General features: G+C 71.9%; 21 protein-coding genes and 1 riboswitch. Of the genes, 10 read left to right on the forward strand and 11 right to left on the reverse strand.

Annotation, left to right across the window (positions count from 1 at the left end; all coding sequences use genetic code 11):
- Positions 1-2 precede the first annotated feature (2 nt).
- The gene (locus tag P0W64_RS09555; protein WP_275479857.1) at positions 3-245 is read left to right on the forward strand and encodes a DUF2530 domain-containing protein; all 243 of its coding nucleotides are present in this window, start codon (positions 3-5) and stop codon (positions 243-245) included.
- Here P0W64_RS09555 and P0W64_RS09560 read toward each other — a convergent pair.
- From P0W64_RS09560 to P0W64_RS09570, 3 genes are read right to left on the reverse strand one after another with little or no spacing between them, the layout of a single operon-like run.
- Positions 184-783 (reverse strand): phosphatase PAP2 family protein, encoded by a 600-nt coding sequence (locus P0W64_RS09560; protein ID WP_275479858.1) that lies wholly within the window; start codon positions 781-783, stop codon positions 184-186. The two genes, P0W64_RS09555 and P0W64_RS09560, sit on opposite strands and share 62 nt — an antisense overlap.
- Positions 784-796: 13 nt before the next feature.
- Positions 797-3331 carry an ATP-binding protein gene (locus P0W64_RS09565; RefSeq protein ID WP_275479859.1) on the reverse strand — a complete coding sequence of 845 codons (2535 nt, stop codon included), beginning with the start codon at positions 3329-3331 and terminating at the stop codon, positions 797-799.
- Positions 3328-4077, reverse strand: coding sequence for a DUF3027 domain-containing protein (locus P0W64_RS09570; protein ID WP_275479860.1), 750 nt, complete (start codon positions 4075-4077; stop codon positions 3328-3330). Before P0W64_RS09570 ends, P0W64_RS09565 begins: the two co-directional genes overlap by 4 nt.
- Before the next feature lie 71 nt (positions 4078-4148).
- On the opposite strand from P0W64_RS09570, the gene P0W64_RS09575 reads away from it, so the two are divergent.
- Positions 4149-5933 (forward strand): MFS transporter, encoded by a 1785-nt coding sequence (locus P0W64_RS09575; RefSeq protein WP_275479905.1) that lies wholly within the window; start codon positions 4149-4151, stop codon positions 5931-5933.
- 13 nt (positions 5934-5946) lie between these two features.
- Positions 5947-6471, forward strand: coding sequence for a DUF2771 family protein (locus P0W64_RS09580; RefSeq protein WP_275479861.1), 525 nt, complete (start codon positions 5947-5949; stop codon positions 6469-6471).
- A 7-nt stretch (positions 6472-6478) separates the two neighbouring features.
- On the opposite strand, the gene P0W64_RS09585 is transcribed toward P0W64_RS09580, so the two are convergent.
- Entirely contained in the window at positions 6479-6892 is a 414-nt protein-coding gene (locus P0W64_RS09585) for a cold-shock protein (RefSeq protein WP_275479862.1), read from the reverse strand.
- 78 nt (positions 6893-6970) lie between these two features.
- On the opposite strand from P0W64_RS09585, the gene P0W64_RS09590 reads away from it, so the two are divergent.
- The 4 genes from P0W64_RS09590 to P0W64_RS09605 all read left to right on the forward strand — a co-directional run bounded on the left by P0W64_RS09590 (position 6971) and on the right by P0W64_RS09605 (position 9519).
- Complete coding sequence (locus P0W64_RS09590; RefSeq protein WP_275479863.1) at positions 6971-7174, forward strand: hypothetical protein; 204 nt, start codon at positions 6971-6973, stop codon at positions 7172-7174.
- Positions 7171-8163 carry a GTP 3',8-cyclase MoaA gene (moaA, locus tag P0W64_RS09595; protein WP_275479864.1) on the forward strand — a complete coding sequence of 331 codons (993 nt, stop codon included), beginning with the start codon at positions 7171-7173 and terminating at the stop codon, positions 8161-8163. Before P0W64_RS09590 ends, moaA begins: the two co-directional genes overlap by 4 nt.
- A 12-nt stretch (positions 8164-8175) precedes the next feature.
- Positions 8176-8415, forward strand: coding sequence for a MoaD/ThiS family protein (locus P0W64_RS09600; protein ID WP_275479906.1), 240 nt, complete (start codon positions 8176-8178; stop codon positions 8413-8415).
- Positions 8416-8683: 268 nt separating this feature from the next.
- A riboswitch (cyclic di-AMP (ydaO/yuaA leader) is annotated at positions 8684-8863 on the forward strand.
- 11 nt (positions 8864-8874) lie between these two features.
- Positions 8875-9519, forward strand: coding sequence for a transglycosylase family protein (locus P0W64_RS09605; RefSeq protein WP_275479865.1), 645 nt, complete (start codon positions 8875-8877; stop codon positions 9517-9519).
- Between the two features lie 40 nt (positions 9520-9559).
- Here P0W64_RS09605 and P0W64_RS09610 read toward each other — a convergent pair whose 3' ends face one another.
- Genes P0W64_RS09610 through P0W64_RS09625 form a run of 4 tightly spaced genes read right to left on the reverse strand, consistent with a single transcriptional unit; the run spans position 9560 to position 11129 of the window.
- A complete protein-coding gene (locus P0W64_RS09610) occupies positions 9560-9991 on the reverse strand; it encodes a molybdenum cofactor biosynthesis protein MoaE (RefSeq protein WP_275479866.1) in 432 nt (143 codons plus the stop codon).
- Positions 9975-10475: a molybdenum cofactor synthesis domain-containing protein gene (locus P0W64_RS09615; RefSeq protein WP_275479867.1), complete on the reverse strand. Its 501-nt coding sequence runs from the start codon at positions 10473-10475 to the stop codon at positions 9975-9977. The genes P0W64_RS09610 and P0W64_RS09615 overlap by 17 nt, the downstream gene beginning before the upstream one ends.
- On the reverse strand, positions 10468-10896 hold the full coding sequence (gene moaC, locus P0W64_RS09620; RefSeq protein WP_275479868.1) for a cyclic pyranopterin monophosphate synthase MoaC: 429 nt from the start codon (positions 10894-10896) through the stop codon (positions 10468-10470). Before moaC ends, P0W64_RS09615 begins: the two co-directional genes overlap by 8 nt.
- Positions 10897-10940: 44 nt before the next feature.
- On the reverse strand, positions 10941-11129 hold the full coding sequence (locus tag P0W64_RS09625) for a hypothetical protein (RefSeq protein WP_275479869.1): 189 nt from the start codon (positions 11127-11129) through the stop codon (positions 10941-10943).
- A gap of 63 nt (positions 11130-11192) precedes the next feature.
- On the opposite strand from P0W64_RS09625, the gene P0W64_RS09630 reads away from it, so the two are divergent.
- Positions 11193-13418 (forward strand): helicase-associated domain-containing protein, encoded by a 2226-nt coding sequence (locus P0W64_RS09630; protein ID WP_275479870.1) that lies wholly within the window; start codon positions 11193-11195, stop codon positions 13416-13418.
- 3 nt (positions 13419-13421) lie between these two features.
- On the opposite strand, the gene P0W64_RS09635 is transcribed toward P0W64_RS09630, so the two are convergent.
- The gene (locus P0W64_RS09635) at positions 13422-14324 is read right to left on the reverse strand and encodes a hypothetical protein (protein WP_275479871.1); all 903 of its coding nucleotides are present in this window, start codon (positions 14322-14324) and stop codon (positions 13422-13424) included.
- Between the two features lie 118 nt (positions 14325-14442).
- On the opposite strand from P0W64_RS09635, the gene P0W64_RS09640 reads away from it, so the two are divergent.
- Positions 14443-15219, forward strand: coding sequence for an S-methyl-5'-thioadenosine phosphorylase (locus tag P0W64_RS09640; protein ID WP_275479872.1), 777 nt, complete (start codon positions 14443-14445; stop codon positions 15217-15219).
- A 116-nt stretch (positions 15220-15335) separates the two neighbouring features.
- Complete coding sequence (locus P0W64_RS09645; protein ID WP_275479873.1) at positions 15336-16397, forward strand: NAD-dependent epimerase/dehydratase family protein; 1062 nt, start codon at positions 15336-15338, stop codon at positions 16395-16397.
- Here P0W64_RS09645 and P0W64_RS09650 read toward each other — a convergent pair whose 3' ends face one another.
- On the reverse strand, positions 16398-17438 hold the full coding sequence (locus P0W64_RS09650) for a HAMP domain-containing sensor histidine kinase (protein WP_275479874.1): 1041 nt from the start codon (positions 17436-17438) through the stop codon (positions 16398-16400).
- The gene (locus P0W64_RS09655) at positions 17423-18136 is read right to left on the reverse strand and encodes a response regulator transcription factor (protein WP_275479875.1); all 714 of its coding nucleotides are present in this window, start codon (positions 18134-18136) and stop codon (positions 17423-17425) included. The genes P0W64_RS09650 and P0W64_RS09655 overlap by 16 nt, the downstream gene beginning before the upstream one ends.
- Between the last annotated feature and the right edge of the window lie 5 nt (positions 18137-18141).

Raw genomic sequence — 18141 nt, forward strand, 5'->3', positions numbered from 1 at the left:
CCATGTCGCCCGTGCCGCCCCCATTACCGCGTCAAATTACCGCGCCCCTGCCTGTGGTTATAACAGGTACAGCGTTGTGGATGCTCGCGGCGATAGTCACCGCGAGCTCGTCATCGGCTTTCGGTGACCTGTGGATCACCTGTGTGACGGGGGTCGGTGTGGGCGCGTTCGGATGTTCCGTGTTCATCCTGCAGCGGCGGGCGGCGGCCCGCGGCGACCGGGGCGCGCAGCAGGGACTGCTCTAGTCCGCGCTAGCGCGCCACGCGCCGCCAGGGCGGCCGCGAGCACGATACCGCCGATCAGCCAGCCGGCGAGCACGTCCGTCGCCCAGTGCGCAGCGAGGTACACGCGGCTGAGCCCGATCAGCACGGTTCCGGCGGCCCATGGCCACAGCGGCCACGATGCATTTCGCGCGTGCGCTACGCAGAATGCGACGACGCCGAGCGCGACCATAGAATTCAGGGCATGTCCAGACGGAAAACTGGGGCTCGCGATCTCGACCATTCTCGGCGGGATCGTGGGACGTATACGCCCGCCGACGGTTTTCAAACTGGCCATTACCAGCCACCCGAGAATCGGCGTCACCGTGCAGAAAACGACATCGACAAAAGCGCGACGAAACAGCAGCCAGACAATGGTCATTACCAGGAATAGCGCCAGTGGCGCTTCCTGCCCGATAAATGTCACGGCCCGCATCACCGCCGTCAACGCCGGGGTCCGCAGCGCGATCGCGCCGTCCAGCACTGCGTGGTCGAACGGGTTGGGCCACTGCCCCGTGCTCATGCCACACCGCCGCTCATACGGCCCGGTCGCGGCCCGAGACGTGCAGCGCTCCATCGGTGTCGACCCACCACGGGACGGCGATCGGGCCATCGCCCGCGTCGACCTCTAGCCGCTCGTGCAACACGGCCTCGCTCGCGGCGGGCAGCGCCCCCAGCGCCGCGGCCACGGTCACTCCGGGGTCGGCGGCGGCCCGCACGCGAGTGCCGGTGCTCACCACCTCGGCGCCGACGGCCTCACTCGCACAGTCGAGGCCCAGCGTCTCCGCCAGGTCCGTCGCCGCGGCGAGCCCGCCGAACACGAAGTCGTCGAGCACGAACCGCCACTGCGGCGCGTCCAGGACCACGGGATCCTCGGCCAGGTCGCCGCGCACCGTGCGGAGCCGCGCCGGCACGTCCACACTCCACCCCGCTAGCTCCCGGTACGCCGCCACGACCTCCCCCGGTGACGGTGATCGCCCGGGATCCGAGAGGGCGTCCAGCAGCAGTTGGGCCGATCCGTCGTCGACGACACCCGTGAAGAGCGCGTTCTGCAGGCGCGCCGCGTCCGGGTGCCTGCAGGGGTCGAGCAGGCCCGCGAACCGCTCGTCGTCGGGCGGGCGCAGGCCGCCGAGTTCGGTGTGCCTGCGCAACCACCACGCGGTGTACCCAGCGGGGTCGTCGAGCACGCCCGGAAGTTCGGCGATGAGGGCCAGTGCGGGTTCCCAGTGGTCCACGAGGTCGAGGTCGCGCACGGCGACGAGCCGCTCCGGCTCCTGCATGAGCGTGTGCCACCACTCGTCTGCGTCCGGTAGCCCGTCGTCCGGGCCGGTGGGGAAGTCCTCGCGCAACACCCCGAAGGTCCAGCCGACGCCGATCGACCGCAGCGCCTCGACGCTGTGGCATGCGGCCCATTCGGGGTCGACCGCGGCGTAGGGATGGTCGTCTGTGAGCGCGGCCCGCAGCGGCGCGTCCGGCAGCAGAGCCTCGTCGGCGGGGACCAACTCACCGCCGGCTGGGACTGCGAGCGCACCCAGGCCGGCGGGCAGGTCGAGTAGGCGGTCACCGACGAGCGCCAGCACCGATTCGGTGAGTCCGAGGGCGCTATCGGGATCGTCTGTGTCGTAGTCGATCTCGTCCAACTCACGCTCGAGCGCAGGGTCGGAGAGCAGGTCGACGACGGTGGCCGTGCGCGCCCCGGCGCGTTCCAGCAGAGGGTGCCGGGCGCCGAAGTGGACCACGCGTGCCCAGGACGGTCCGGGGGCTCCGTCCGGTAGGTCTGTGATCGACAACGCGCCCCGCGCGCCCGTCACGACGCGCCCGTCGGCGAGCGGGACCGGTAGCGCGCCGAGCTCGCCCGCGTCCATGCCGGCACCGTCGAGGGCGTCGTAGAGGCGGCCGTACCACGCCGGGTCCCGGTCCCGCGGAACGGCGTCCGCGATATCCGCCGCGCCGAGCACCGCTACGCCCAGCGCCTGCAGCACGGGCACGTCACTCGGCCTCGACAGGTCCGGCGGCAGCAGCGGGAGGGAGTCCTCCAGCAGCTCGTACAGCTCTTGCGTCACGCCGGGCACCAGGACCGATCTATCCGGCCTGCGGGAGCCGGGGAGCCACGTACCCGAGCGCAGGTCACCCTCGATCGCCTCTCTGAGCGCGGCATCGACGGGGCCCGCCGGAGGCCTGCGCGGCGGCAACATCGCCAGGGGGTCCGGTTGCGCCGCGACGAAGTCCGCGTAGCCGCGCGCGGCCATCGCGATGTCCGCATCGGGGTGCAAGCGTCGCCGGTCCGCCGTGACCGGCAGGTCGGTCACCACCCGCACGGGCAGGGTCAGAGGCTCGTCGGTGCGCGTGGGCGCGTGCAGGACCGCCGCATCCGCCCCGCGTATCCAGCGCGCGTGTGGCCCTGCACCTTCCACGAGTGCCGGCCGCCGATACGCCGCACCGTCGACGACGACCGACTCCAGGGCAGGCAGGTCGATGAGTGTGTCCTCGGCCTCTTCGGCGAACCGACGCACCAGGCCGGCCGCCGCGTCGGCGAGCACGATCTCCGAGTCGAATCCGTCCGCGGGCGGCGTCGCGACCTGGAACGGTAGACGCAGTACGGGAGCCTCACCGCCCGCGAGCTCCGCGGACCGCGCGGCCGAGAACGCCACTCCCCCACCGGCGGAGCGGAACTCGATCTCGGAGGCCACCGTCAATACGGCCCGGAACCCGACCCCGAACCGGCCCACCGAATCCCGACTCTCCTTAGCCGAGACACGTTGGGCTGCAAGAGAATGCACACCCTGCAGAGTGAGCGCAGCGCCCGTGTTGGCGATGTGCACGCCGTCGCCGTCGGCCCAGACGGCCACGCGCCCGGGTACGCCGGCCGTACGCGCGGCATCGGCCGCGTTCTGCAGGAGCTCCACCACCACGCGCTCGCGGTAGCCGACGTCGACGAGGTCCCGCTCCGTGGCCAGATCCTCGCGCAGCCTGGTCGGCGAATCCCGCCAGGCGGCGAGCACGCCCGCGCGCAGCCCGGCGGTGTCGAACGGATCCGCCACCGACGGCTCGCGCGGCGCGGTGGGCGTCACACGCCGCCGGCCGCTTCCAGGGCGGCTGGGATCTCCACGTTCTCGACCTCACCGTCGTCGTACGGCGGATAGGCCGGGCTCCCGGAACCCGACGATCCTGTCGCCGACGAGTGCGCGCCGCAGCCGTAGTGCGCATGCACGACCCGGCCGTCCGCGGCGAACTCGTTGCCGCACACACCGAAGGCCGCCCGCAGGACGCCGGCGAGCGGCAGATAGAACGCACAGTCGCCGCAGTGGAAACGCGTGGAGCGTGCCATCTCGGCTTCGGGGCCGAACTCGGACTCCAGCCAGCGGCCGGCGGCCTCGGTGCGGCCCAGACGGGTCATGACGCGCTCCAGGTTCACGCCGATCTCGCCGGCGACGGCGTCCTGCTCGGGATCGCCGCTCAGCATGTAACCGGGCTCGAGCCGCGGATCGCCGTGCGCCGGCGGGAGCACGTCGCCGGGCGCCAGGTCCCCCGCACGGACGCGCTGATCCCAGGGCACCCACGCGGGCGGCGTCAGGGCGTCCGGTCCGGGGAGCAGGGCGGTCTCGGAGACGGTCACCTCGCCACCGGGGCTGGCTGCGACCACGGCACACCACTGCCAGCCGCGGTACGCGGGGAGGTCCGCCTCGAAGTAGTGGGCCACGGAGAAGTCGTCCTCTGCGACGGACGCCACATGCGCACCGACAGCTGCACCCTCGTCGGTCTCGAGCGCCGCGCGCGCGACATCCACGGCGGCGCTGGTGTGCAATGCGGAACTCACGCGACCAGTCTGCCGCAACACCCACGCAGACCGACAGGTGGGTGCGGCGGCGCCGCGCCCGATGCGGAACAATCGACGGAGTGAGCGGACACCCCGGGGATCGCCAGTACCCGCCCGACGGCAGCGGCCGGCCGGGCGGCGGCGCGTCGCGTCCGCCCCGTCGCTCCCAGCCGCCGGGGCCCGGGCACACGCGCCGGATCGGAGACACCCGCCGGGAGAGCCGGGGCAGCGAACCGGACGCCCCGCCGCAATACCGGACCAACCACCACCTGCCCCCCATCGATGAGACCGACCGCCGACGCCGCGAGGAGCGTGCGGAGGCGGCACGCGCACAGCGCATGCCGCGCAAGCTGACGGTCACCCGCGTCGCCGCGATGCGAGGACGGGAATTGACCGGCCGCGGCATCGCCAAGTGGAACCAGGCCGCCCGCGCCGACGGAGCCGACAAGTCCGGGCTCACGGCGCTGACATACCCGGTGATACTCAACAACGCAGTCGACGCGGCGCTGATGGTCGCACTGGCCAACACGCTCTTCTTCGCGGCCGCGCAGGCCGAGTCCAAGACCAAGGTGGCCCTGTACCTGGTCGTGAACATCGCCCCTTTCGCGGTGATCGCACCGTTCATGGGACCGCTGCTGGACCGCATCCAGCACGGCCGCCGCATCGCACTCGCCGTCTCGTTCGCGGCCCGCGCCGCGCTGGCGATCACGCTCATCGCGAACTGCAGCTACGACCCCGTCGCGAACACCGTCAACTTCGACCCGTGGGTGCTCTACCCGTGCGCGCTGGGCATGCTGGTCCTGTCCAAATCGTTCTCGGTGCTGAAGTCGGCGGTCACACCGCGGGTGCTGCCGCCCTCCATCGATCTTGCGCGCGTCAACTCCCGGCTGACCCTGTTCGGCCTGGTCGCGGGCACCGGACTGGGCGGCGGCATCGCCGCGGCGTGCGAGTTCGGGCTCGGGCGCGGCCTGCACATCCCCGGCGCCATGTACTCCCTGGTGGTGATGGCTGCGGTCGGAGCCTGGCTGTGCCTGCGGATTCCGAAATGGGTGGAGAACACATCCGGCGAGGTCCCGACGACACTGACGTACACCGGCAAGCTGCGCCGCACCGCGCCGGACGCCGGTCCCGGCTCCTTCGAGGCGGCACACGGGTCCGGAACGAAGGCGGCGACCGCGAAGGCCGCGGCGGCGTTCAAGCACCTGCGGACCCCCCTGGGCCGCACCGTCGTGACCGGTCTGTGGGGCAACGTGACGATCCGCATCCTCACCGGCTTCCTCACACTCTTCGTCGCCTTCTACGGCAAGGCGCAACAGGCACACGGCAGCACGGGGTGGCAGCAGCTCGCGATGATCGGTTCGGTGGGCGCGGCAGCGGGTGTCGGCAACTTCATCGGTACCGGGATCGGCGCGCGCCTGAAGCTCGGCCGACCCGCACGGGTCATCGTGTCCGCGACCGTGTCCGCGACCGCCGCTGCGATCGTCGCGGCCGCGTTCCACAACCTGCTGTTCGCAGCCGTGGCGACGTTCGTCGCGTCCGGCGCCTCCGCGGTCGGCAAGGTCTCGCTCGACGCATCCATCCAGGACGACCTACCCGACGAGTCCCGCGCTTCGGCGTTCGGGCGATCGGAGACCGCGCTACAGCTCGGCTGGGTGTTCGGCGCCGCGCTCGGCGTGCTGCTGCCGCCGACACTGTGGATCGGCTTCACCACGGTCGCCGCGCTGATGGTGCTCGGCACGGTGCAGACCGTGCTCACGTACCGCGGCTCCTCGCTGATCCCCGGCATAGGCGGCAAGCGGCCCGAGCGCGCCCCGTCCCCCGGCGGGGACGTCCATTACACTCCCGTCCAACCATGACAAGGCGCACCCTGTGATCCCCAAGCCCAGCCGCAACGTCGTCATCGCGGCCGTAGCCGCGCTCGTGGTGGCCGCAATCGCGATCGGACTGACGGTGTTCGCAGCGGTGCGGCACAACCGCGACGCCGTCGACCGCCCGCAACTCAGCGTCGCCGGCCCCTCCGGCCTGCGCTACGTGAGCCCCTACCTGTACTGCGACGACGTCGGGCAGGGCAGGTGTGATCCCAAGGGCAGCCCCGCGAAGATCCCGCTCGAGCCCGGCCAGACCATCTGGGTCTCGATGCCTTCGTACATCTCCGAGCGGCCCTGGGACGTGTCGGTGCAGTACCTGTTCCCGGGCGGCGCCTCGACGGTCGAGAACACCACGCACCTCGAACCCGGGCAGTCGATGCTGACCCTGATGTCGAAGCCGGACGCCCTGGTGGCGCAGATCGAGGTGCACGTGCCGTCGGTCGTCCAGGACTCGTTCGGCAATCTCCTCACGCAGGCCGCCTGGTCTATCGACACCCTCCCGGCGCACCTCGCACCCAAGCGGTGACGGAGTCCTACGAGTCGAGCTCGCGCGCGATCTCCCGCAGCACCTTGGCGATCTGCTCCGCGTTCTTGCGGTCGGGGTAGCGGCCCTTGCGGAGCTCCTGCTGCACGCCGGTATCGAGGAGCTGGATCATGTCCTCGATCATCCCGTGCAGCTCGTCCGCGGGCCGCCGGTTGACCGGCTTACGCGTGCGTTGGGCGGCGCCGCGCGAGACGCTGGGGGCCGGTTCGAGCACGGCGAGCCGCAGGGCCTGCGGTCCGCGGCGACCGGCGGCCATGTCGAACTCGACCTTCTGACCCGGCTTGAGCGTTTCGACGCCGCCGGGCAACGCGTTGGCACGGACGTACACGTCTTCGCCGCCGTCCTGAGACACGAAGCCGAAGCCCTTCTCCGCGTCGTACCACTTGACCTTGCCGGTAGGCACCTTCGTTTCACCTGCTCTGTCGAAACAATCAAAAACGCCCCACGAGTCGCGGGACGCCTTGTCAACTATCGTAGCGGTGTGGGCAAGGTGGTTTCGTACGCGGTCCGGATGGGCATACTGCTCTTCGCGGTGGGTCTCGTCGCCATCATCGCGCTGTTCGTGACGCCGGCCGTCGATCACGGCGTCACCGCCCCGCTGTGGGTCTATCTGTGTACACCACTTGCGCCGATCGGGCTGGTCCTGGCGATCGCCGCCGTGGTGGTGGGCGGCATCCGGCGATGACCGCGCGTCTGGTCGACCGGTACGGGCGAGTGGCCCGTGATCTACGCGTGTCCCTCACCGATCGGTGCAATCTCCGCTGCACGTACTGCATGCCCGCGGAGGGCCTCGACTGGATGGCCAGCACCCACGTGCTGGCCACCGACGAGGTCTGCCGCCTGGTGTCGCTGGCCGTGCGCGATCTCGGCGTCGAACAGGTGCGCTTCACCGGTGGCGAACCACTGCTCCGGGCGGACCTGGCGGCGATCGTCGGGCACACGGCGGCGTTGGATCCGCGCCCCTCTATCGCGCTCACGACCAACGGACTGTCTCTCGCCCGTAAGGCGGAGCGCCTCGCCGGAGCCGGTCTCGACCGCGTGAACGTCTCGCTCGACACCGTCGACCGCACGGAGTACGCGGCCGTTACGCGCCGCGACCGGCTCGACGATGCGCTCGCAGGCCTGCAGGCCGCACAGGCCGCGGGACTGACCCCCGTCAAGGTGAACGCCGTGCTGGGCCCCGGCCGCCTCGGCGACGCCGTTCCACTGCTCGAGCTGTGCCTCGAGGCCGGATACGAGTTGCGGATCATCGAGCAGATGCCGCTCGACGCCGGGCACACCTGGGAACGGGATCGGATGGTCACGGCCGGCGACGTACTCGAAGAGCTCGGCCACCGGTTCACGCTCGCGCCCGCGGACGAGGCGCGCGGCAGCGCACCCGCGCAGCGGTACACCGTCGATGGGGGCCCGGGCACCGTCGGGATCATCGCGTCCGTCACGCGGCCGTTCTGCGGCGACTGCGACCGCGTCCGGCTCACGGCCGACGGCCGCATCCGCACATGCCTGTTCGCGCAGGAGGAGACCGACCTCCTGACGCCTCTGCGCGCGGGAGCCACCGACGGCGAGTTGGCGGGCCTGTGGCGCGCCGCGATGCTGGGCAAGCAGCCGGGCCACGGGATCGACGATCCCTCCTTCCTGCAGCCCGCCCGCCCCATGAGCGCGATCGGCGGCTGACGCGTGCACCACGTGCACGTGCGCTACTTCGCTGCCGCACGGGCCGCGGCGGGCGTCCACGAGGAAGCGGTGCCGGCACCGGATACGGCGACCGTCGCCGACGTGGCGGAGCTTCTGGCGGAGCTGCATCCCGGACTCGCCACGGTGCTCACCCGCTGCTCGTATCTGCTGGACGAGGTCGCCGTTCGGCATCCGGCGACCACGCAGGCGAACGGTGTCCTGGACGTGCTCCCGCCCTTCGCGGGCGGGTAGAACCGGCGTGTCCGCGCCGCGTGTCCCGGAACTCAATGTGAGGTTCGTCACATCACATTTGGATAACAAGTGTGCAACGAACGGGGTATTCCTTGATTCGACCTGCGGATTTCCCAAGAATTCGGTTGCGCAGCGGCTGCTCGACGGTCACGAACCGATAACAGCGAAAGAGATGACATCCGTCCGCGCACCACGTACCGTCGATCGCGGCCGCAGGAGCGGCCCCTCAGCCGGACGCCGCACCCAGCTTCGTCCAGCAGCCGGCAGGGGCACACGACTACTACTTCAGCAGGACGAAGACGGAGGAACCACCACATCGCTCCACCTGGGGCGATGCGGGCCGCAAGGCCCTTGGGGTCAAGCCGGGAACCGCATCGGCGGGAACCGGCCGGGCAACCTCTCGCCCGAACCCGACAGCTCACTTCGTAGGTGCGTGTAGAGAGGAAGAACAACACCGCCATGACCGGTCGCCATCGTAAGCAGTCCACCACCGGCCGTACCGTCGCCAAGGCCGCCGCCGCCGGCGCCCTCATCGGCGGTGCGAGTCTCGCCTTCGCCCCCTCGGCCAACGCCGCCACCGATTCCCAGTGGGACACCGTCGCCTCGTGCGAGTCCGGTGGCAACTGGGCCATCAACACCGGCAACGGGTACCAGGGCGGTCTTCAGTTCAGCCAGTCCACCTGGGACGCATACGGGGGGTCGCAGTACGCACCGTCGGCGAATCAGGCCAGCAAGGCCCAGCAGATCGCGGTCGCCGAGAAGGTGCTCGCCGGCCAGGGCAAGGGCGCATGGCCCGTCTGCGGCACCGGTCTCGGCGCGGCCACCCAGCGCAGCGTGTCGGCCACCGACACCAGCTCGCAGGCCCAGTCGGTCCAGAAGGCCAGCAAGCCGGCCGTGAAGAAGGCCACCAAGCCTGCCGAGAAGGCCGTCAAGGCCGCTGCCAAGAAGCCGGCCGTGAAGAAGGCCGCCGGGGCCGCGGCGCACCAGACCGCCAAGGGCTCCGCGGCGCTGCAGCAGGCGATCAACCACGCGCGCGCTCAGGGCAAGAACGTCGACCCGGCCGTGCTGAAGTTCCTGCAGGAGCTGCAGAAGTCCGGCTACTGACCTTCGAGGTCTCTCATACCGACGAATGGGTCGGCAGCGTTCAGGCGCTGCCGACCCATTCGTCTGTGCCGTCGGTGAAGACCTGGTGCTTCCACACCGGCAGCGCCGCCTTCACCTCGTCGACGAGCAGCGCACACGTCTCGAATGCCGCGCGGCGGTGATCGGCGGACACCGCGACGACGAGCGCCGGCTCCCCGACCTCGAGACGGCCCACGCGGTGCGACACGGCGACCGTACGCACGCCCTGCGCGCGTGCCGCAACGGCCGCGACGACCTCGTCCAGGACGCGGGCCGCCGTAGGGTGCGCGCTGTATTCGAGCCGTGTGACCGCCCGGCCCCGATCGTGATCCCGGACCGCACCCACGAACCCGACGATCGCGCCCGCGGCCCCGTCGGCGACGGCGCGCTCGTGCGACGGCAGGTCGATCGGTTCGTCCGTCAGGGTCGCGGTGTGTTCAGCCACGGTCGACATCCACAGCATGATCCCCGCCCGCGATCTGCGTCAGCGCGTGGTCGACCACGGCCCCCAGCACTGCGAGGCCGTCGCGTACGCCCCCGGGCGAGCCGGGCAGGTTGACGACGAGGGTGGTTCCGGCGATGCCCGCGAGCCCACGCGAGAGAACCGCGGTCGGCACGTTCGGTAGCCCGGCGGCGCGGATCGCGTCGGCGAGGCCGGGTATCTCGCGATCCAGCAGTGGCCTGGTCTGCTCGGGAGTCGCGTCCGTGGGCGTGACACCCGTGCCGCCGGTGGTGAGCACCAGGTGCGGGTCGTCTTCGAGGACCGAACGCAGGGCTGCGCCGAGCGGCGCACCGTCGGGCACAACCTTTGCGTCTGGGACACGAAAACCTCTGGCGCGCAGCCACTCCACGATGATCGGTCCCGTGCGATCGGATACGGTCCCCGCGGCCGCACGGGTGGAGGCGACGACGACCGCCGCGCGCCGCGGCTCAGGCACGGACCCACTCCCCGCTCTTGCCGCCCTCCTTGCGGAGCACACGCACGTCGGTGAGGACCGCGGCGGGATCGAGGGCCTTGACCATGTCGTGCAGAGTCAGCCCGGCGACGGTGACCGCCGTGAGGGCCTCCATCTCGACTCCCGTGGGGCCGGTGGCACGTGCGGTGGCGACCACATCCACAGCCGCGTCGGACAGTTCGATGTCCACGGACACCGACGTCAGCGGCACGGGATGGCACAGCGGGACGAGGTCGGGGGTGCGCTTGGCCGCCATGATGCCCGCGATGCGGGCGGTCGCGAGGACATCGCCCTTCGCGATCCGGTTCTCGGCGATCGCGGCGACGACATCACCGGTGGTACGGAACGTGGCCGCGGCCACCGCCGTGCGGACCGTCGCAGCCTTACCCGCCACGTCGACCATCCTGGCCGAGCCGGACTCGTCGACGTGCGTGAGGCGCGGTTCGGTCAGCGGTTCACCTTGGTGACGGGGTGGATGTAGGGGACGTTCTCCTGCGGGAAGGCCACCTCGCCGAACGGGGAGAGCGCCCCCACCAGCGGGGCCGCGAACTCGGACACGGCATGCTCGCCGGCGTCGGCGATCTCGCGGGGCCACCCGTTGTCGACATAGCTGTTGCTCTTCGCGGTCTCAGACACGTGGATATTCTGACACGCCCCGCGGCCGAGCCGGTGGCCACGGCGCCTTCTACCCTGTACGGGGTGACCAGCCCGACGCCCGACGATCCCGTCGCGGGCCTGGCGGTATGGCTGGGCGGCCGCCCGGACCGCGAGCTGACGCAGCTGCTGGGCGAGCGCAGAGACGTCGCCACGCCCCCGCCCCCGACGCTGACCGTGCTCGCGTCCCGGCTGAGCGCCGGGCCGTCGATCGCCCGCGCCGCGGAGGATCTGGACCTGCCCGCGATGGCGGTGATCGAGGTCCTCGTCGCGCAGCGGGCGACTCAGGAACCCGTGCCGGCCGAGGCCGTCTACACCGCGCTCGCGGGCCGGATCACGAAGGCCGGGATCACCGCGCGCATCCGGCGGCTGCGCGCGCTCGCCCTCGCATGGGGACCGGACGGCGCCCTGCGCGTCGCACCGACCGTTCGCGAAGCCCTGCCGTGGCGAACCCCGCAGCTCACCGGCCAGCTGCACACCGTCGCCGAGCTGCGGGAACTGCTGGACACGTGCTCCGAGGCCGAGACCGCGCTACTGCACCGCCTGGCCGCGGGGAACCCCATAGGCCGCAGCACGGCTGCGGGCGACACCGCACCCGCCGACCACCCCGTCCAGCGACTCTTCGCCAAAGGTCTGCTCGCCCGAGTGGACGAGCTGACGGTGGAGCTGCCCGCCGCAGTCGGCGCCCTCCTGCGCGGTGACGACCCTGCCGATCCGTGGCAGCTACGGCCTCCCGCCCTCGACGGCCCCGTCGTCGCCGATGTGGACGCCGCCGGAGCGTCCGAGGCGCTCGAGCTGCTGCGGCACGCCGAGGCCGTGATCGAGCTGCTGGGTGCGGTACCGGCCCCGACCCTGCGCTCGGGCGGGATCGGGATCCTGCAGCTGCGCCGCATCGCCAAGGCCACCGGCCTCGAGGAGGGTCGCGCCGCCCTCGTCCTCGAGCTGCTCGCCGAGGCGGACCTCATCGCCGCGGGCGACGTAGGCGAGGAGGTCGCGGTCGCACCCACGTCCGGCGTCGACGGCTGGCTCGCCGCGCCCGCGCCCGACCGCTGGGCCGACCTGGCACTCGCATGGCTGCGGATGCGGCGCCGCCCGTCCGCCATCGGCACGCGCACCGACGACGGTGTGATCGGGCCGCTCAGCGCGGGCGCGCGCAGCACCGTCGCGCCCCTCGACCGCCGGGCCGTGCTCGGCACGCTCGCGAAGGCGGACACCGGTGTGGCCCCGCCGGTGACCGCGCTGCAGAATGCGGCACGCTATGCGCATCCACGCTGGCAGCGCCGCCTCACCCGGGCGTCGATCGAGCACATCCTGGGCGAGGCGGCCGCCGTCGGGCTGGTCGCGCGCGGCGCGCTCTCCGGCATCGGCAGAGCCGCCCGCGACGGTGACTCGCGCGCCGCCGTCGCCGGGGTCGCGGCGGCGGCGCTGCCCGAGCCGGTCGAGGAGTTCCTGCTACAGGCGGACCTCACACTCACCGTGCCCGGGCCCATGGCACACGACTTCGCCGCGGTGGTGACGCTGGTCGCGAACCTCGAGTCCGCGGGCGGGGCCAGCGTGTACCGCGTGACCGAGGGCTCGCTGCGCCGTGCGCTCGACGCCGGCCGCGCAGCGGCGGAGCTGCATGCGTTCTTCGCGGCGCACTCCGCCACACCCGTCCCCCAGACGCTGACGTACCTCATCGACGATGTCGCGCGGAGGCACGGCCAGCTGCGCGCGGGCGTCGCATCCTCCTTCGTCCGGTCGGACGACCCCGCGCTGATCACGGCCGTCGCGTCCGCACCAGTCGCCGTCGATCTGGCGCTGCGCGTCATCGCGCCCACAGTCGCGATCTCGCAGGCGCCGCTCGCGGACGTCGTCGCCGCGCTGCGTCAGGCCGGTTACCCCGCGGCCGCGGAGAACGCTGCCGGTGCCGTCGTCGACCTGCGGCCCGCGCCCGCTCGCGTGCCTCCGCCGCGCCCGCGCCCCACCGGACCCGCAGGCCCGACACCGGAATCCCTCGCGAGCGCTGTCGCACGGATCCGGGAGCGTGAGGCGGAGCCACGATCCGATCCCGACGGCGAGGTGCGCGGCGCCGAGGCGGTGCTGCTCCTGGAGAACGCGAAGCTGACGGGCCGGGCGGTGGTGCTCGGCTACGTGGACGCCAACGGAACGCGTTCCCTGCAACGCGTCCGGCCTCAGGGGCAACGCAACGGACGCGTGCTGGTGCGCGACGAACGAGGGCTGGAACGCGAGTTCTCGCTGCACCGGATCACGGGTGTGCGGTACACCTGAGCGCTATCGACCACTCAGGCAGAGGACCACGTCTACGGGCCTGAGGGCCTCGTTGCTGGTCTTGATCCAGGTGGAGTCGCCGCACACGGAGCGGTCGGTCCCACGACCGGAGACCACGTACGCGGCACGGGCGTCCGTGCACGGGACCACCGTGAAGTCTGTGACCGACCGGCCCGAGCGGCCGACGGCGGCGCAGTCACCGACCTTCGCTGCGCGGACGCCGTCCTCGATGCGTCCGGCCGCGTCCCGGTGGGTCGGCGCCGCCGTCGTCGGCGCCGCGGTGGTCGGCGCCGCGGCAGCCGAACCCGGGAAAGTCGCCATGGTCTGGGGCGAGGCCTCGTCGCCGTCTCCCCCGCCGAGCACGCCGAACCGCACCAGCGCGAACACCACGGCGGCGAGAACCGCGAGCACGCCGATCGTCACGGTGACCGGCACGGCCTTCGACTTCGGCCGGGGCGGCGCGACCCAACCCGGTTGCACGTACTCGCGGGCGGGCGGCGCGGCGGCCCGGACCCAGGTCTCGGGCGCGTCGTCGATCCCGGGACGAACGACACCCGGCTGGGCGGCGAACGTATCGGAGTAGGCCTGCGGCCTCGGCGGGATGACGCGATTCGGCCCTCCGGGCACGGATACCTTAGGCGTGACGTCGGTCGACGGGTCGTACGTGTCGGGTTCCGGCGCCACGCCGCGCAGCTCCCGCGTCTGCGCGCGCGGACCGGGCGCGCCGGGGATCTCGCCGGTCGGCGAGTTGGGCGCATGAGCGAGTCGCCCGGTCGGGACGTCGACCATGCGGGTGGCCGACGAAGCACTCGGGAACTCGCCGGTCGTGGCGTCGGGATGTGCGTGCGGATTCGGGGGCAGACCCACCTGTCCCGTGTCCGCACCGTTCCCCCGGTCGTCGCTCACGTGCCCAGGGTATCGCCGTACGCACCGGCGAGCGGAACAGTACTGCACTACCTGGATCCGAACTGCGTCCGGACAGACGTGACTCGCGTCGCGCGGCGACACGCGCGATGCTGGTGGCATGACGTCCAACGAGCCCCATATCGCCGTCGTCGGTGGAACGGGCCTGTACCGCTTCTTCGACGGACCGACCGACGAACGCGTCGTCGATACCCCGTACGGCCCGCCGAGCGCACCCGTGTCGATCGGCACCGTCGGTGAAACGGCTGTCGCGTTCCTGCCGAGGCACGGACGCAGCCACGAGTTCGCACCGCACACCGTGCCGTACCGCGCCAACATGTGGGCCCTGCACAGCCTGGGGGTGCGAAAGGTGCTGGCCCCGTGCGCCGTCGGATCGCTCACGACGGAGCTTCCACCCGGTTCCATCGCTGTTCCGGATCAACTGGTGGACCGCACGACATCGCGGGTGTCGACCTACTTCGACGGGCCCGCGATCCACGTGGGATTCGCCGACCCGTACTGCCCCGGACTCCGTCGCGCGGCTCTCGGGACCGGTGCCGCGGAGGGCGGCACGATGACCGTGATCGAGGGACCACGGTTCTCGTCGCGCGCCGAGTCCCGCTGGTACGCCGCGCAGGGGTGGTCGCTGCTGAACATGACCGGCCTGCCCGAGGCAGCACTGGCCCGGGAGCTGAAGCTCTGCTACGCGGCCATCGCGCTGGTCACCGACTTCGACGCGGGTATCGAGCCCGGCGAAGGCGTGCAGATGGCCGACGTACTCGCCGAGTTCGGCAGGCACGTCGACCGGCTCACGGCCGCAGTGCGGACGGCCGTCTCGGCTACGGATCCAGAGGACGGTTGCCTCTGCGCCGCGGGCGAGCAGCCCCGCCCCGCCTGAGCGAGCCTGTCGGTTACTGTGCCCTCCTGCCCGTCCGCCGCCCCCGGATGTGACGAAACGGTGACCACCGGCCCGCCGTGCTGGCGGGTCCGGGTCCCGGGAACGAGGCTGGGGGCATGCGGATCCTTCTCACGGGCGCCGCGGGCTTCATCGGCTCGCACGTCCACGACGCACTCACCGCGGCGGGGCACGACGTGGTCGCCGTCGACGCGATGCTGCCGCAGGCGCACGGCCCGGGCGCTGCGCCGCCACCGGACATCCACCGCTGCGACGTCCGCGACGTCGACGGCCTGACGAGCCTGCTCCGCGGTGTCGACGCCGTGTGCCACCAGGCCGCGCTCGTCGGGATCGGCGTCGACATGCAGGACGCCCCCGGGTTCGCGGCGCACAACGACCTCGGCACGGCGGCGATGTCGGCGGCGATGCACCGCGCGGGGTGCGCGCGCCTCGTACTCGCGTCGTCGATGGTCGTCTACGGCGACGGCGCGTACGTCGACCGCCTGGGCCGGCCGGCGGCGCCACGGGAGCGCAGCGGATCCGACCTCGCCGCAGGCAGGTTCGAGCGCTACCTATCGTCGGGAGAGCCCGCCCGCTGGTCGCCGACAGGCGAGGACGCCCCACTCGCCCCGCAGAGCCTGTACGCGGCGTCGAAGGCGGCGCAGGAGCACTACTGCGCCGCGTGGGCCCGCGCCACCGGCGGCCACGTGGTCGCGCTGCGCTACCACAACGTCTACGGTCCGCGGATGCCACGGGACACCCCGTACGCCGGCGTCGCGTCGATCTTCCGGTCGGCGCTCGCGGCCGGGTGCGCGCCGCGCGTCTTCGAGGACGGCGGACAGACGCGCGATTTCGTCCACGTGTCCGACGTCGCGAACGCGAACGTTCTGGCCATCGAATCCCTCACCGACGGCGGCGGATTCGTGCCACTGAACGTGTGCTCCGGAACCCCGGTCACCGTTGGCGACGTGGCCCGGATACTTGCAGAACACGCGGGCGGGCCCGCTCCCGTCGTCACCGGGGAGTATCGCGCGGCGGATGTGCGGCACATCGTCGCCGACCCCGCACGGGCCCGAGAGCTCCTCGGCTTCACCGCGCGCATCGCCCCCGACGACGGCCTCGCCCGATTCGCAACCGACTCCCTGCGCGCGACGACGCCGAACGAGCCCCAGCGAGTGTGATCAGGCACCGCCCGACGCGAGTGGCAGGCGTATCTCGAATCGCGTACCCCGTACCAGGTTCTGCGCCGCGATCCCGCCACCGTGCGCCTCGACCAGGCCCCGGGCGATCGCAAGTCCCATACCGGATCCGGCGGGCAGCCCTTCCGTGTGGACGGGCGACCGGGACGCGGTCCCTCGGAAGGCGACGTCGAAGATCCGCGGCAGGTCGGCCTCCGCGATGCCGGTGCCGGTGTCGTCGACACGCAGCACCGCATCGCCGTCCTGCGCAACCGCCGACAGGACGATACGGCCGCCGGCGGGGGTGTGGGCGACGGCATTGAGAACCAGATTGCGCAGCACCCGCGCGAGCGCGGAGACACTCGCGTGCACGGGTACCGCACCCTCGGCACGTACCTCGACGGTGATCCCCGCGCGCACGGCCGCCTGCTCCAGTCCTGCGTGTACCTCGTCGACGACCTCGCGGGCGTCGATCACCTCCAGATCGAGGCGCAGTGCGCCGGAATGGATCCGAGACATCTCGAACAGGTCGTCCACCATGGCGGCGAGCCGCACCGCGTCGCGGTCGATGCGACGCGCGAACTCCGTGACCTCGCCGGGGTCGGTGACGACCGCGTCGCGCAGTGCCTCCGACATCGCGCGGATTCCAGCGAGCGGCGTCCGCAGGTCATGGCTCACCCACGCGACGAGGTCGCGCCGGGCGGCCTCCGCGACACGTTCCTGTTCGCGAATCTGCCTCTCCCACACTGTTCTCCGTGCCTGAAACCGCCCCAGTGCGACCGCGGCGGGAACCGCCACCACCGACACCGCACCCAGTACGGTAACCGTGCGCGTGAAGTCCGCCGTGAACATGAATCCGCTCACGCCCACGACGCCGGACAGGACCGCGAGGACGGGCACCAGGACCAGCACCACCATCGACACCTGGAGCGACATCGACCGCGCCCGCCACAGCACGACCGCGCCGAGCAGCACTACCGGCGCCGACCACAGCAGCGCTAGCAGGGCGATCTGCGGGATGTCCTGGCTCACTTCGCCTCCCACGGTTCGAGTCCATCGCGGCGGATCGGGTACGGAGTCCAGCGGTACCCGCGCCCCCACACCGTCTCGATGGGCGCATCGGCCCCCAGCTTGGCGCGCAGGCGGCGCACATGCACGGTCACAGTCGACAGGTCACCGAACTCCCAGCCCCACACCCGCTCCAGCAGCTCCTCGCGCGAGAACACCTCTCCGGGGTGCGCGACGAAATGGTGCAACAGATCGAACTCCCTTCGGGTCGTGGAGACCTCGCGCCCGTCGAGCTGCACGGCGCACGCCGCGGGGTCGACCCGCAGTGGCCCGTCGCACACCACAGCCGTCGCGAGCGGCGGCGCCGCTCGGCGCAGCACCGACCGGACACGCAACGCCAGCTCGCGCGGGCTGAACGGTTTGGCGACGTAATCGTCGGCGCCCGCCTCCAGTCCCGTGATCCGGTCGTCCTCGTCGCCGCGCGCCGTGAGCAGCACCACCGGAAGCGTGGGGTCTGCGCCGTCGCCTGCGCGAATGCCGCGGCAGAGCGCGATGCCGTCCGGAGCCGGCATCATCACGTCCAGAACCACCAGGTCGACACGCTCCTGCGCGAGTGCGCGCCGCGCGGCGCCGCCGTCGGCGACGACCGTCACCCGGTGGCCGTCACGCTCCAGATAGCGCCGCACGACGTCGCCGACCTCTACGTCGTCGTCCGCGACCAGGATGTGCGTCACCGCCG

The organism is Tsukamurella sp. 8F (assembly GCF_029167375.1).
Classification (GTDB): Bacteria; Actinomycetota; Actinomycetes; order Mycobacteriales; family Mycobacteriaceae; genus Tsukamurella.

What these genes read in the sequence shown, in the direction of transcription:
- P0W64_RS09555 (WP_275479857.1), top strand. Translation starts at nt 3, where the DNA reads ATGTCGCCCGTGCCGCCCCCATTACCGCGTCAAATTACCGCGCCCCTG.
- P0W64_RS09560 (WP_275479858.1), bottom strand. Translation starts at nt 783, where the DNA reads ATGAGCACGGGGCAGTGGCCCAACCCGTTCGACCACGCAGTGCTGGAC.
- moaA (WP_275479864.1), top strand. Translation starts at nt 7,171, where the DNA reads ATGACCGCGCGTCTGGTCGACCGGTACGGGCGAGTGGCCCGTGATCTA.
- P0W64_RS09605 (WP_275479865.1), top strand. Translation starts at nt 8,875, where the DNA reads ATGACCGGTCGCCATCGTAAGCAGTCCACCACCGGCCGTACCGTCGCC.
- P0W64_RS09610 (WP_275479866.1), bottom strand. Translation starts at nt 9,991, where the DNA reads ATGTCGACCGTGGCTGAACACACCGCGACCCTGACGGACGAACCGATC.
- moaC (WP_275479868.1), bottom strand. Translation starts at nt 10,896, where the DNA reads ATGGTCGACGTGGCGGGTAAGGCTGCGACGGTCCGCACGGCGGTGGCC.
- P0W64_RS09640 (WP_275479872.1), top strand. Translation starts at nt 14,443, where the DNA reads ATGACGTCCAACGAGCCCCATATCGCCGTCGTCGGTGGAACGGGCCTG.
- P0W64_RS09645 (WP_275479873.1), top strand. Translation starts at nt 15,336, where the DNA reads ATGCGGATCCTTCTCACGGGCGCCGCGGGCTTCATCGGCTCGCACGTC.